The sequence below is a fragment of the Chitinophaga eiseniae genome (genome assembly GCF_012641265.1).
Lineage (GTDB): Bacteria > Bacteroidota > Bacteroidia > Chitinophagales > Chitinophagaceae > Chitinophaga > Chitinophaga eiseniae_A.
On sequence record NZ_JABAHZ010000008.1, the window covers coordinates 59070 to 73833 of the forward strand.

Sequence of the window (14764 nt, forward strand, 5' to 3'; positions counted from 1 at the left end):
AAACTTTTGAATATGGCTTTAGAAATCACAGACGCGAACTTTGAAACAGAAGTTCTGAATTCCGATAAATTAACTGTTATCGACTTTTGGGCAGAATGGTGTGGTCCTTGTCGCGCGATCGGTCCGGTTATCGAAGAATTGTCTAAAGATTACGCAGGTAAAGTAAACATCGGAAAAGTGAACGTGGACCAAAACCCACAGTTGTCTATCAATTACGGTATTACCAGCATTCCTGCTATCCTTTTCGTAAAAGGCGGTCAGGTAGTGGACAAACAGGTAGGCGCAGTGCCTAAATCTGTGCTGGATAAGAAAATTCAGGCCAATATGTAATTTTTATAAAAACTGAGTGAAAAAGCGTTCCGGTATATACCGGGACGCTTTTTTTTTGATGTCACCTTTCCTCATTCCTTTTTTGGCGACATATACATTCGCAGATTCTTTCTCGTATCTTCATTCCCAAAACTTACCTTTTTGCGTTATCTCTTTATTATCCTGTTTACCTCTTTTTATGGCCTGACAGCGGTGGCGCAGCGGAAATGCGGCACGGCCGAAGTCATACAACAACGCGTAAACGAAAACCCACGATTGCTGCAGATTGTACAGCAAAATGAACGTCAGATGATGTTGGGGCAAGCCCAGCGCGCCAAAGTAGAGGCTATCCCGCAAACGGTGTCTATCCCCGTAGTGGTGCATATTGTGCTCGATGATACCAGCGCCGTTACCTACAACCAGGTACTCTCCCAGATAGATGTATTAAACCGTGACTATAATGCTGCCAATACAGATATCAGCCAGGTGCCGGCAGTATGGCAACCGCTGATCGGCAATACCCGTATTAACTTCTGCCTGGCCCAGCGTACGCCGGATGGAGAACCTACCAGTGGCATTGTAAAGGTGAAAACTGCCGCCGGTCAAAGTTTTTCGATCAATGGTGGCGCCGCCGACGCCAAGTACAACAGTACAGGTGGTTCTGACGCCTGGGATCATTCCAGATACCTCAACATATGGGTCACCCGCCTTTCCGGTAATTACCTCGGTGTGGCAGCTCCTCCTGGTACCGGCTTCCCGGAAGAACAGGAGGGCGTAGTGGTACACTATACCGCTTTTGGCACCACCGGCAGCGTAGGCAGGGTGTATGACCTGGGCCGCACCTGCACCCATGAAATTGGACACTATTTTGGTTTAAAGCATATCTGGGGAGATGATAACGGCGGTTGTACCATCGATGATGGGATTGCCGATACGCCCCTGCAGGGCGATAATACCTATGGCTGCCCCACTTTCCCTAAACTGGATAACTGCACCACAGTGGCGCCCGGTGTTATGTTCATGAACTACATGGACTATACCGACGATGCCTGTATGCACCTTTTCACGGCCGGCCAGGTAGACCGTATGCGCTATGTGCTGGAAAATATCACTGCCACGCTGATGACCTCCGATGGTTGTGTACCGCCTATCCTGGTAGCCAACGATGCCTCGTTGGTGAGTATTGAAGCCCCTTCCGGTAAAATATGCGATCCCCGTATTAACCCGGTGGTGACCATCCGCAACCGCGGCAGCCGCCCGCTCACGGCTGCTACCATCTGGTACCAGCTGAACAACGGCCCCCTTACCTCCTATCAATGGATTGGTAACCTGAACCCACTTCAGCAGGCCACCGCCACTTTACCGCCGGCCGATGTGGCCATTGGCAGCTATAACCTGAAAGCCTATACGCAATTGCCCAACGGCGTGGCCGACGAAAATGTGAGTAACGATACCGCACGTATCCGCTTCCGCTACGATGCCGAAGCTCGCCTTCCCTTTGAACAGGGCTTTGAAGACGATAGCTTCCCCCCTCCCGGATGGGACCTCTACAACCCCGACCGCAGCTTCACCTGGGAACGCAGTCGCGATGTAGGCAAGAACAGCAACGCCTCCGCACTCATGCGTAACCTGGGTTATAATACCAACGGACAGGTAGACGACCTCATTACCCCGGTGCTGGATCCGCAAAACAGCGACTCCGTGTTCCTGTTCTTCGATGTAGCTGCCGCGGTATACACGGATCCGGCCACTGCATCTCCTTCCAATCCCTGGGATACGTTACAGGTGCTGGTGACCACCGACTGCCGCCAAACCGCCCAACTCCTCTATTCAAAATGGGGCGCCAACCTCATCACCCGGCAAAAAGCAGTTCAAACCGAATTTGTGCCCACCGTCACCGAATGGCGCCGTGATTCTGTGGATCTGACCGCTGCCATACATCAATCAAAATTCCAGGTAGCCTTCAGAAATATCTCAAATTCAGAGAATAACATTTATATTGATAATATAAGGATTGTTACTAAAGAAGTGAACCCTACCCTAAGGGAAAAAGGCGTTTTAGTGAATCCTAACCCGACCACCGGGGTAGTTTGGGTCACTTTTTACCAGGTACCGGAAGACCTGGTACAGGTATCTATCTACAATGCCGCCGGACAGTTTATTATGAGCAGAATAGCTAAGGAGATAGGCATCGGGAACCGGCTGACCTTTAATTTGGTAAATGAGCCAAATGGTGTTTATTTTGTAAAATTAATTTACAGGAACAGGGCCAATACCATTAAATTAATGAAAGTAAGATGACGACGAGAAAAGATAATCCGGCAGTTCAAGCGCTCCTGCAGCAAGCCAACATAGATGCAGACATCAAACGCATTGCAGAGAAGATACTCCAGGCAGAAAGAATTACACCCGCAGAAGGGCTGATCTTATTCGAGAAAGGCGATGTAGGCCTGTTGGGCGCCTTAGCCAACCAGGTACGCGAGCGGATGCATGGTGATAAAACTTATTTCAACCGCAACTTTCATATAGAACCTACCAACGTTTGCGTTTTCACCTGCCACTTCTGTTCTTATTCCCGCCTGTATAAAAACCGGGAAGATGGATGGGAACTCAGCATAGACCAGATGATGGATATCGTGAAAAAATACGATAACCAACCGGTAACAGAAGTACATATTGTGGGCGGTGTTCATCCTAAAATGCAGCTCGACTTCTTCGTGGAGCTGATCCAAAAGATCAGGGCACATCGTCCGGATCTGCATATCAAAGGATTTACGGCAGTAGAACTGGATTACATGTTCCGCAAAGCCAAAGTGAGCATCGATGAAGGGATGCGCATCCTCAATGAAGCCGGTCTGCAATCCATGCCCGGCGGCGGCGCAGAAATATTTGCCCCCGAAGTACGCGCGAAGATCTGTCACGATAAAGTAGATGCCGAAGGATGGCTGGCCATTCACAAAGCTGCTCATCAACGCGGTATGCATACCAATGCCACCATGCTGTATGGCCATATCGAATCTTATGCCGACCGTATCGACCATATGGAACGCCTGCGTCAACTGCAGGATGAAACCGGTGGCTTCAATACTTTCATTCCACTGAAATTCCGTAATAAAGGCAATGATATGGCCCATATCCCGGAAAGCTCTATCGTGGAAGACCTGAAACTATACGCCGTAGCCCGTTTGTACATGGATAACTTCCCTCACCTGAAAGCCTACTGGCCTATGCTGGGAAGAAATACCGCACAGCTCACCCTTTCTTTCGGTGTAAATGACCTCGACGGCACCATCGACGATACCACTAAAATTTACTCGATGGCAGGTGCGGAAGAACAAAACCCTTCCATGAACACCGCACAGCTGGCTACCCTGATCAAACAGGCTGGCCGACGCCCGGTAGAAAGAGACACCGTTTACAACGAAATAAAGGATTATACCGAAGTAGTTTTTTCTGATGAAGAACTGCTCACCAAATAGTATTTCTATCTTATGCAACTACACCTTAAATGTATACTGATAGCCAGCTTATATGCTGCGGGTTGCCACCAGCAGGGAAGTAATAATAGCAGCAACAATACCGCTACTACGGAAAACAGTGCTGCTACTACCACGCCCGACGTGGCCGGCGAAACCTCCAATGGGATTGCTTTCAAGAAACAGGGCGCCCTGGCTTTCATCGCAAAATCAGGTGCAGACACCCTGCGTAAAATTGATATACAGCTGGCCCAAACCGATGAGCAACGCGCCGATGGACTCATGTACCGCAAATCAATGACGGACAACCAGGGTATGTTGTTCATTTTCCCTGATATGGAAGAAAGGGCCTTCTGGATGAAAAACACTTACATCTCCCTCGACATTATCTATATCGCAGATAACATGGAAATCGTGTCCATCCAGAAATATGCGACGCCCCTGTCGGAGGAAAGTCTTCCTTCCTACAAAAAAGCGAAGTATGTGCTGGAAGTAAACGGCGGCTTCTGTGATAAATACCACATCGGTTATGGCGATAAAATCAGCTACCAATAAGTAATGATGATTTTTCTATAAAAGGAAGACCCCGCACGAAGCGGGGTCTTTTTTTGCTCTATTGATACATATTTGATCGCTAACACTAATAGCTTCTTTTAAACTGCTGCCGCAGGAGTATTCACGACCTCCAGGATATGCAGCTGCGTTTTACCCGCAGGTACTTCCCAGTCTATCACGTCACCGGTACTATAGCCCAGCAGGGCCGTACCTATCGGTGAGAGAATTGATAATTTGCCCAGCTGTATGTTGCTGGCAGCCGGCAATACCAGCTGAACGCTTCTTACGGCGCCACTGCGCTCATCTCTGAACTGCAGGGTGGAGTTTACCTGTACTACGTCATCCGGTACCTTACCTTTCTTTATCACGGCTCTATCGAGCTCTTCTCTCAGCTTGTCGGAACCCGGTGCATGGTAGCACAGGGTTTTCAGGATGTCGTAATCATGTAGGGACACAATGATCTGTTTCTTTTTCATGATGACCGGTTTTTTATCAATTGTTTACAGATGGCCCCGGATAGAGCGCCGCTCCCGCTTTGCTGTTATAATCCGGAGCATATATTTCTTCATAAGAGCGTACATCCGTTCGGGTTATACGCCTGTAAAGTGCGGCAGGATTTACTTTGTCGGGGGAAGCAAAGCCACAGGCCCCCATCAGTTCTGCCAATGCATAAATGGTATTGCGGTGAAAGTTAGCCACCCTTACCTTTTTGTCGGCTACATTAACGCCCTGGTACAACGTTGGATCCTGGGTAGCTACACCTACCGGGCAACTGCCGCTATCGCATTGCAAAGCCTGGATACAACCCAACGCCAGCATCATTCCGCGGGCACTATAACAGGCATCCGCTCCCATAGCCAGCACCTTCATAATATCGAAGCCGGTGATAACCTTACCACTCGCCAGGATACGTACATGCTGCTTTAGCCCGTAGTGCTTCAACATATTCACTACCAACGCCAATGCATCGTACAGCGGCATCCCGATAGAGTCCGTAAACTCCAAAGGGGCCGCCCCGGTACCACCTTCTGCACCATCTACCGTAATAAAGTCGGGGTAAATGCCGGTATTAACCATAGCGGTGCAAATACGCTCAAACTCATCTGCACGGCCTACACACAGCTTAAACCCTACCGGCTTGCCTCCGGAAAGTTTACGTAACTGCTGCAGGAAGGCCAGCATCTCATACTCATTACTGAAGGCGGTATGGCCGGCCGGCGACAATACGCTTACCCCTGGTGTTACCTTACGGATCGCCGCAATTTCAGGGGTGTTTTTAGCTGCAGGCAGTACGCCTCCCTTGCCAGGCTTAGCGCCCTGGCTCAGTTTCAGCTCTATCATTTTAACAGCACCTTCCGCTGCTGCTTTTGTAAATTCTTCCGGGGAGAAATGTCCCTGCTCATCCCGGCAACCAAAGTAACCGGTACCAATCTGCCAGATCAAGGCGCCACCGTTTTGCAGGTGATAGGGACTGATACCTCCCTCGCCCGTATTATGCGCAAAGCCGCCCAATTGTGCGCCCCCATTCAGCGAGGCAATCGCCGTTTTACTCAACGCACCATAACTCATGGCGCTAATATTCAACAAGCTGGCATTATAAGGCTGTGTACATTGTTCATTGCCAATAGTTACCCTCAAATCCTCCGGTTTCACCTTCATGGGAAACGCAGTATGAGCGGCCCATTCATAACCGGGTTCATACATATTGTCCAACGCACCGAAGGCAACGGTTTGCTTTACATCTTTTGCGCGTTGGTATACTACTGCCCGCTGACGCCGGCTGAAAGGCCTTCCGTCGGTGTCGGATTCAAAAAAGTACTGCCGCATCTCCGGCCGGATTTGCTCCAGCAGGTAGCGCAAACGCCCAAGTAACGGGTAGTTACGCAATAAGGCATGCTTTCCTTGCAGCCGGTCGTAAATCGTTAACAGGCTCAATCCCACTGCCACGGGCAACAGGAACCAACCACTTAAATATCCACGATAAAGGCTTGCAGCGACGCTCACATCCAGCAACAGGCATAAAAAATAAATTGCCCATCGTGCTATCCGATGATTCATAAAACTGATTTTATAAGATTGTTTTGGAAAAAATACTTGATGGAATAACACTACACAGCTACAGATGCAATGATTCCCCCGGGTACAACATTTTAGAAATTAAAAGTTGCCCGGGATTACGTGTTGAAGTCTTTGGGGCAGGATAAGAACGGCAAAAGAAACCCACCTATGCATTTGGATGCACAGAGAGTACATGAAAGGAGTAATATGTTATTTGCCGGATGCAATGATTCATCAATTGTATCCGGCAAATATAGGACTTTTATTAAAAGAAAAACATCATTTCGGTAATTCACCGGCAGTGAAAGGCTTCTGACGGCCCTGGCTTTGCTTTCTCACCTGTTGTACATCTGCCGCCGTAATCTTACCCGCCTTGTTATTCCAGGCGCTACGCAGGAAAGTGAGCACCTCCGCAATATCTGTATCGTTAAACTCATCGCTGGCCCCAATACCAGGCATATCGCCGTTGATTTCCGGTGCTTTGTACACCTTACCATGCACTTCTACCGGGCCGGTTAAGCCAAATAATACGATAGAGATAAACGCATTTTTATTGCCATTTACCCAATTGCTTTCATTCAGCGGCGGTGCCATGGAGGCAATACCCTCCCCGTTTTTACCATGACAGGTTTGACAAACAGTATTAAATATCTTATATCCCCTGGGAAGCGATGTACGCAACGCTTCCATCTTCTTTGCATTGGCTTTATTGTCCAGGTTCTTCAACACTGCCAGCAGTTGCTTCCGCAACACCAGCGTGGTATCAGGATTCCAGGCAGTGACTTGTTTTAACAAGGCAGCCTCGCGGTTGGCCGCATTACTTACCAGCGCAGCCGCCACATAACGGTTAGGGGCATACGCTTTTATCATTTTGTCTTCCAGTCGCGCTGCGGCTGCTTTATCTGCTTTACTGAGTGCCGGTAAAACATACGCCACTACCGGCGCCAGGTAACTATTGTCCGATAAAGTATCCAGCGAAGCCACGGCAGCTTTTACATTAGCGCTGTTTAACACGGAAGGCAACGCGGCCAGGCCCTGCACTTTCAAAGAAGGATCGGGTTGTTGCCATACAAAGGCGAGATCTTCGCTGTTGAGCTGATGCAGCCCTTCCAGGGTCCATAACGCATGCCGTTGCGCTATGGGATGCTGGCTGTCTTTCAGCAGCTCCCTTAAACGGGGCGCCTGGCTTACTTCATGATGATCGATCAACAGCTGCTGCGCTTTATCGCGCAGGGCGCCATTACTACTGAGCAGCTGGTTACACAATGAATCCGGATGCAGCATTACATTTGCCGGGTGGCTACCGGCGGGGATGACCCGGTAAATACGGCCACAGTTGAGCGGCAGCGTGAGCTTCCGCATCTTTATTTCATTTTTTAAATATTCGGTGAGATAAGTTTTGTGTTGGAGTATCCCCCGGTACATGTCTGCAATATAGATAGCGCCATCAGGACCGGTCACTAAGTCCACCGGGCGGAAACGCTCGTCATCGCTGGCCAGGAACTCCTTGCCCTGGTAGGCTTGTACACCTTTTGCCACAAAGCTGCTGTCGGACAGGATATTTCTCTTAATGAGATTAGCCGAAGGCTCTGCTACAAAGGCGTTGCCGGCATAGGTGGCCGGCAGCAGGCCTCCACGGTAAATCAACGGTCCACAGGCAGCGGTAAAGTTGACCAGCCGGAGACTGTCATCCAGCGTACCTTTCTGGTATCCGCGGTTTACCCCCGGTGTGGGATGGAGTGGATAAGTGCGGTTGTCGGGCACAATTTTTTCGTCGAAGCCGGCGGCACGCTGCTGCAGCGGGTTGGTACCTCCCAGTCCTGGTGGGAAATAGTCGCCCAACAAATTCTCAGAGTTATTATTATAGTACAGGCGGCCCTGGTCATCTTGTGTGATGCCCCATTGTCCGCGGAAATGGGTATCCTCTTTCAGCCATTTGTTGCCCACTTTCCGGTAACGTTTATCTGATTTGGCATTGTAGATCCAGTTGTCCATGGCGCGCAACAGTCCATTTGGCTGGTGTTCTACGTTGCCGCCGGCTGCATACTGGTCATCCACCAGGGTTCTTTTGCCGGGTTTATCATGATCATTTTCTATAAACCACAGTTGTGGAGGCGTGGCTACCAGCACCCCGTTTTCCACCAGGCATATGGCCCTGGGCAATACCAGGGAGTCGAGGAATACGGTGCGTTTATCCATGACCCCGTCGTGGTTGGTATCTTCCAGGATCACAATTTTTCCATCGGGTTTATCTTCCCCGGTGCCGGCAGTATCAGGCATGAAGCCGGTCATTTCTACTACCCACATGCGCCCGGCTTGGTCGAAGGTCATGGCTACCGGGGCTACCACCAATGGTTCGGCGGCAACCAGCTGAACTTCGAGTCCTTTGTCGAACACCATATGACTGATAGCCGTTTTTCCGTCTAATACAGGCGAGTTGGCATACTGTTGCCGCATGGCAATGGAATCTTCTTCGTGTTTGTTTTTTTTATCGTGTTGTTTTCCCTGGTGACATGCGCCCAATAAGGCGATGGCTAACGTGGAAAGGAAAAAATAATGATTACGCTGCATGTTTTTAATTCGATTGCAAAAGATAAAAATACATTTCTACCTATATTTTTTCTGAAAAATTATATGAGATAACAGTTTAGTATTTCCAAAGGCAAAAAAACCTATCTTCGTCGCTTCATTGCATACATTTTACGATTTATTTGCATTTATGGAACGCTTTCAGGGCATTTTTGGCATTGTCCTCATCCTGGGTATTGCCTTTTTATTTTCCAACAACAGGAGTAAAATAAACTACCGGCTCGTTGTTACTGGTATAGGATTACAACTACTGATTGGCCTTCTGGTATTCAAGGTTCCCCCTATTACCTGGTTCTTTAAGAAAGTAGGTGATGCCATGGGTAAACTGGAAGCATTTGCCGCCAAGGGAGCATCATTCGTATATGGTGGTATCGGCGTATCGCAGCGGGATGGCAGCATCAAGGATTTTGCCGGCGGTGGATTTGTATTTGCCTTCAACGTAACGGCCACTATCATCCTGGTATGTGTGCTGGTAGCGGTATTATATCATTATGGCATTATGCAGCGCGTGGTAGCGGTAATTGCCCGGGCTATGAACTTTGTGATGCGGGTAAGCGGCGCCGAAGCATTGAGCAATGTGGCCAGTGCTTTTGTAGGCCAGGTAGAAGCCCAGGTAATGATACGTCCTTACCTGTCGAGCATGACCAAAAGTGAGATCCTGGCTTCCATGAGTGGAAGTTTGGCTTGTATTGCCGGTGGTATCCTGGTGGTATACGCCAACATGGGCTTCCAGGCAGGAATGGATATTGCGCCATTCCTGATCACTGCCAGCCTGATGGCTGCTCCGGGCGCGCTGGTGATTTCCAAGATCGTATTCCCGGAAACAGAGGAAAGCGTGACCTTTGGCCGTGTAAAAATGGAAGTAAAGAGCAACTATACTAACATAATTGATGCTATTTCCCATGGCGCCGGCGATGGTTTTAAGATAGCCATGAACGTTATTGCCATGCTGATCGGTTTTATCGCACTGATAGCGCTGGTCGACTGGTGCCTGATTAATATTGGGCATCTGTTCAACCCGAACTTCGACCTGAGCCTGGACTGGATTTTCGGTAAATTGTTTATGCCGATGGCCTGGGCCATGGGCGTGCCGAAAGATGATGTACAAAGCGTAGCTACCCTATTGGGGCAAAAGCTGACCATCAATGAGTTTGTAGCGTTTAAAAGCCTGACCAGCCATAGTGTACCAGTGATATCTCCGAAAGGAATAGCCATTGTCACTATTGCCATTGCAGGCTTTGCCAACTTCAGCAGCGTGGGTATGCAGATTGGCGGTATCGGAGAGCTGGCGCCAGACCGGAGAACAGACCTGGCCAAACTGGGATTGAAAGCGCTGTTATGCGGTACGCTGGCCTCTTATATGTCGGCTACCATTGCAGGCATGCTGATCTAACAGCACGCACCTATCATATTTGAAGGCTGGTCGATTAGATCAGCCTTTTTTATGCTGTCGGCGGGCCTGTATCTCCATAAAAAAACAGTGGGTAGCATATAGCCAGCCACTGTTTCATATACTTATCGGAAAAATATTTCAAAAAAAAGGATAGACGAAGCCAGGGTAAAGCAATTGCCCACCTTCGTTTGCCTGTATCCGGTTCCGGGATCTGACTACTCGAGCCTTTTCACGAGGTCGGCCTGAACGGCTGCCCATGCAGGGCCCTGACCTGATTCTTCCCAGAAGTTCTTCATTTCAGAACCGGCAACAATCTTGTTTACCACAGCGATGGCCTGATTCCGGATTGCGCGGGTAGCAATCAGATTTAAGATATCCAGCCTATCCAGCGGGTCTTCGGGAAAGTCTTCGCTGGGACGGCTCACCAGCGCCGCCACTGTTTCTGCTGCTGCCAGCCCCTCTTCACAATCCGGTATCTCCAGTGTTTCGATGTTGTTCATGATACGTACTAACGTATCCGTCACCAATCCACCGTCTTTGTTGTCTATCAGGTCAAATATCCAATCCTGTGATCCTTCATTTTCAAAATTCCTGGTGCCCCATGCGCCCATAGTGTTTGCGTTTTTTTATTTTTTCTAGAATAAAGAATAAAGTTGTCGAATGCTTTTACAACAATTAAACCAGTTAACTAGTTCAGACTTCTGAAATCTACCGGTACCAGTTTACTTACCCCCGGTTCCTGCATGGTAACACCGTAAATCACGTCTACAGCGGCCATGGTCTGCTTGTTGTGTGTTACAATAATAAATTGTGAATTATCGGAAAACTTCCTGATCATATTGGTGAACTTGCCCACATTGGCATCATCCAATGGCGCATCCACCTCGTCGAGGATACAGAAAGGCGCCGGTTTGATCAGGTAAATGGCAAACAACAGCGCGGTAGCGGTCAGGGTCTTCTCCCCTCCCGACAGCTGCGTAATAGCTGCAGGGCGTTTACCTTTTGGTTTCGCGATAATTTCAATACCGGTATCGGCCAGGTTTTCCGGATCGCTCAGGATCATATCGCACTGGTCTTCTTCGGTAAATAAAGCCTTAAATACCCGGATAAAGTTTTCCTTTACCTGGTTGAAAGTGTCGAGGAACTTCTGGTTGGCGGTCGACTCTACCTCCTGGATAGTGGCCAAGAGAGAGTCTTTCGCATTTACCAGGTCGGTCTTTTGTTCCAGGATAAATTCATATCTCTTTTTCATTTCCTGGTAAGCTTCGATGGCGGTAGGGTTAATTTCACCCATATTCTCCATGCGCTTCTTGAGTCGCTCGGCACTGGCCTGCAATTCTTCCACCGGCAGTTCGGAACTCCGCTGCTCATCAATGATTTCATCGAGGTTCACTTTAAACTCCACGCTGAGCCTTTCTTTCATGGTGGTCAGTTGCAGTTTCAGCTCGTTCACTTTGTCCTTGATGGTATTGAGTTGTTGTTCCAGTTGCTCTTTGGCCCGCTGTTTTGTTCTCAGCGTGCTTTCCAGCTCCTGCAGATGGTTACGGAAATTATAATATTCCTGGTCTTTTTCGTTGAGGGCCTTTTCGTCTTCTTCCCGCTGGCGGAATAATTCTACCAGTCCATCGTCTGCGTGGCTTAATTTTTCCACGACGGTGGCAATATTGGCGACCGCATCTTCCAGCTGTGTTTTATTGCTGGTGATCTGGGTGTGGAGGTCGGTCAGCTGTTTGCGTTTAAATTCCAGTTCCTGTTTGAGGGCCTGTACCTTACTCTGCTGGCGGGTATGTTGCAGGTTCTGGTTATTAAACTGTACGGTGGCCATGTTAAACTGTTGTTCCGCTTCCTGGGCCATCCGGTCGGCATCTGCGATGCTGTCCTGCAGTTCAGCCACTCTTTCATTCAGGCTATCGAGTTCGTCTTTTACTCCGGAAATGCTTTCCTGGTTGGTTTCCAGGGATTGCTGCATTTCTTCGAGGCGTTTATCACCGGCTTCAATGAGGTGATGAAAGTTTTCAATCCGGTTCTGGAGACCAAAGAGCTGGTTGCTCAGTTGGTTTACCTTTTCGCGGGCGGCATTGAGGTTACTTTCATTTAACTGGCTGTTATATCCGAGTACTTCGTTGTGTTTGTCTTGCAAAGCCACTCTCAGCTGGCCTACTACTGCTTCGAGGTCTTTGATTTCTACTTCCAGCTTTTCCAGGTTCTTGGCCCTTCCCAGCTTTTTACCTTCAAATAATCCTACCGAACCGCCGCTGATATTGTATTTACCGCGATGCATGCGGCCGGATTTCTCTACCAGCAGCATTCTTTCGTCGGCCAGCTGGCTGAATTCCAGGCGGGTGAGGTCTTCCCCGATAAACACTTTACCGAGCAGGTGCTGTCCCAGGCCTTTATATTTTTCTTCTATTTCCACCACTTCCAATGCAGGGATGGTGCCCGGAGGCGCCAGCAGCGGTGTGGCATCGATGCGGAACTGGTCCAGGATAAAGAAGTTAGCTTTCCCTTTTTTGTTACTGTCGAGCAACTGGATGGCCTGTACCGCCTCGTGCACATTATTGACTACGTAGTAGCTCAGGTAAGGCTCGAGGAGATTTTCCACGCAGGTACGGTATTCTTCTTTACAAAAGAATATATCGCTGAGGATGGGCGCATTATTATTCCAGTCGGGGTTCTTTTTCAGGAACTTGATACTTTCGGGGTAGCCTTCCAGGCTGTCTACCAGCGATTTGAGGAGGTCGTACTCGTTCTTTTTGGAATCGAGGCTACGGTTTTCATCCACCAGTTTATCGCGGAGTCCTTCAATATCGGATTGGGTAGCGAGGATCTTGCTTTTGGTTTCTTCCTGGAAGCGTACCATGTTATCCAGCTCTGTTTTGCTGGTATTCAGCGTTTCCTGCAGGGCTGTTTTCTCTGTTTCCAGTTGGGCAATTTGTTGCAGGCGATTGGCCTTTTCTTCCTGGAGCTGCTGCATGCTGCGTTGCAGGTTCATCACGGAAGTATCGGCAACGGCCACTTTCTTTTCGGCTTCAAACTGTTGGCGTTGCCAGCGTTGCTGGTCGTTGCGCAGGGTTTCGAGTGCCTGCTTCTTTTGATGGAAGCGTTCTTTCTTTTCCTCCACCATGTCGCGCAATGTTTCCAGTTCGTCGGTCATGGTTTCGAACACCTCTCCCTCTTCTACCACCTGTTTCTCTGTAAATTCAATAGAGGCGGTGAGTCCCTGTAATTGCCCTTCTGCACTGTTGAGGAAGTCGTTAATATTTTTTTCCCGTTCGCGCAGGTAAGTCAGTTGCTGCGTGGCGAGGTTTTTATCGTTTTCTTTGGTACGGATGGTGGATACCAGCTCATTAAAAGATTTCTGCATGGATTGCAGTTCTCTTTCTTTGGCTACGAAATGGAGCTTATCCTGTTCCACGGCGGCTTCGGCGGTGAGGATTTCCGTTTCCAGGGCCAGTTTACGGTCGCTTTCCGACTGCTGGGTATCCGACAGTTCCTTGAAGGTGATGTTAAAGCCTTCCAGGGCGGCTTTGGCCAGTTCTATGCTGATATCGCGGTATTCCTTTTTTACCTCGTAGAAGCGTTCGGCTTTGCGGGCCTGGCTTTCCAGGGTTTTGAGGTTGTTGTTGATCTCAAACAGGAGGTCTTCAATGCGGTTCAGATCCCCTTCCGTAGCGTCCAGCTTGGATTTGGCTTCTTTTTTACGGGTTTTGTAGATAGAGATACCGGCTGCTTGTTCCAGCATCCGGCGACGGCTGTTTTCCTTATCCTTGATAATATCGTCTACCATGCCCAGTTCGATGATGGCGTAGGAGTCGGTGCTCACGCCGGTGTCCATGAACAGGTTATGGATATCTTTCAGGCGGCAGGCTACGTCATTGAGACGGTATTCGCTATCGCCATTTTTGTAAAATTTGCGTGTAATCGTCACCGTGGTAAACTCGGTGGGGAGTACATTTTTGGTATTCTCGAAAGTGAGGCTAACTTCTGCCATTCCGCTGGCGGAACGGCTTTTGGACCCATTGAATACCAGTCCAGCCTGGTTATCAGATCTGAGGTTGCTGATTTTGTGCTCGCCGATTACCCAGCGAATGGAGTCGATGATATTACTTTTGCCACAACCGTTTGGCCCAATCACCCCAGTGATGCCTTCGTCAAACTGCAAAACGGTTTTATCTGCAAAACTTTTAAAGCCTTTAATTTCTAGTGTTTTTAAGCGCACGTCGTACTCCGAGGTTTTTTAAGGCGTCAAAGATATAATTTTAAATCAAAAAGTAATTTAAGTGAGAAGCCATAATATACCGTAATTATTTATACACAATTGCCGGCCAATAGCCTCTGTCCGCAGTAGGCCGCGATCACCTAAGAGTCTGATTATAAATATAGT

10 protein-coding genes are annotated in these 14764 nt (G+C 48.8%); 5 read left to right on the forward strand and 5 right to left on the reverse strand.

Annotated elements, in window-relative coordinates:
• The first annotated feature begins 12 nt into the window (after window positions 1-12).
• The 4 genes from trxA (at window position 13) to HGH91_RS25865 (ending at window position 4340) form a co-directional block, all read left to right on the forward strand.
• Window positions 13-330, forward strand: coding sequence for a thioredoxin (trxA, locus tag HGH91_RS25850; protein WP_133810785.1), 318 nt, complete (start codon window positions 13-15; stop codon window positions 328-330).
• Window positions 331-471: 141 nt separating this feature from the next.
• Window positions 472-2610: a M43 family zinc metalloprotease gene (locus tag HGH91_RS25855; RefSeq protein WP_168741833.1), complete on the forward strand. Its 2139-nt coding sequence runs from the start codon at window positions 472-474 to the stop codon at window positions 2608-2610.
• A complete protein-coding gene (gene mqnE, locus HGH91_RS25860; protein ID WP_168741834.1) occupies window positions 2607-3788 on the forward strand; it encodes an aminofutalosine synthase MqnE in 1182 nt (393 codons plus the stop codon). Before HGH91_RS25855 ends, mqnE begins: the two co-directional genes overlap by 4 nt.
• A gap of 12 nt (window positions 3789-3800) precedes the next feature.
• Complete coding sequence (locus tag HGH91_RS25865; protein ID WP_168741836.1) at window positions 3801-4340, forward strand: DUF192 domain-containing protein; 540 nt, start codon at window positions 3801-3803, stop codon at window positions 4338-4340.
• 98 nt (window positions 4341-4438) lie between these two features.
• Here HGH91_RS25865 and HGH91_RS25870 read toward each other — a convergent pair whose 3' ends face one another.
• From HGH91_RS25870 to HGH91_RS25880, 3 genes are all read right to left on the reverse strand, one after another.
• Complete coding sequence (locus HGH91_RS25870; RefSeq protein ID WP_168741838.1) at window positions 4439-4816, reverse strand: GreA/GreB family elongation factor; 378 nt, start codon at window positions 4814-4816, stop codon at window positions 4439-4441.
• A 16-nt stretch (window positions 4817-4832) separates the two neighbouring features.
• Window positions 4833-6398, reverse strand: a complete 1566-nt coding sequence (locus HGH91_RS25875) for an FMN-binding glutamate synthase family protein (RefSeq protein ID WP_168741840.1) — start codon at window positions 6396-6398, stop codon at window positions 4833-4835.
• Between the two features lie 279 nt (window positions 6399-6677).
• Complete coding sequence (locus HGH91_RS25880; protein WP_168741842.1) at window positions 6678-8969, reverse strand: c-type cytochrome; 2292 nt, start codon at window positions 8967-8969, stop codon at window positions 6678-6680.
• Window positions 8970-9117: 148 nt separating this feature from the next.
• Here HGH91_RS25880 and HGH91_RS25885 point away from each other — a divergent pair, with 148 nt between their 5' ends.
• Window positions 9118-10380, forward strand: a complete 1263-nt coding sequence (locus HGH91_RS25885) for a NupC/NupG family nucleoside CNT transporter (RefSeq protein ID WP_168741844.1) — start codon at window positions 9118-9120, stop codon at window positions 10378-10380.
• Window positions 10381-10595: 215 nt separating this feature from the next.
• Here HGH91_RS25885 and HGH91_RS25890 read toward each other — a convergent pair whose 3' ends face one another.
• Both HGH91_RS25890 and smc read right to left on the reverse strand, forming a co-directional pair.
• Window positions 10596-10991: a DUF4259 domain-containing protein gene (locus HGH91_RS25890; protein ID WP_168741846.1), complete on the reverse strand. Its 396-nt coding sequence runs from the start codon at window positions 10989-10991 to the stop codon at window positions 10596-10598.
• Window positions 10992-11068: 77 nt separating this feature from the next.
• On the reverse strand, window positions 11069-14599 hold the full coding sequence (gene smc / locus HGH91_RS25895) for a chromosome segregation protein SMC (protein WP_168741848.1): 3531 nt from the start codon (window positions 14597-14599) through the stop codon (window positions 11069-11071).
• Window positions 14600-14764: the final 165 nt, after the last annotated feature.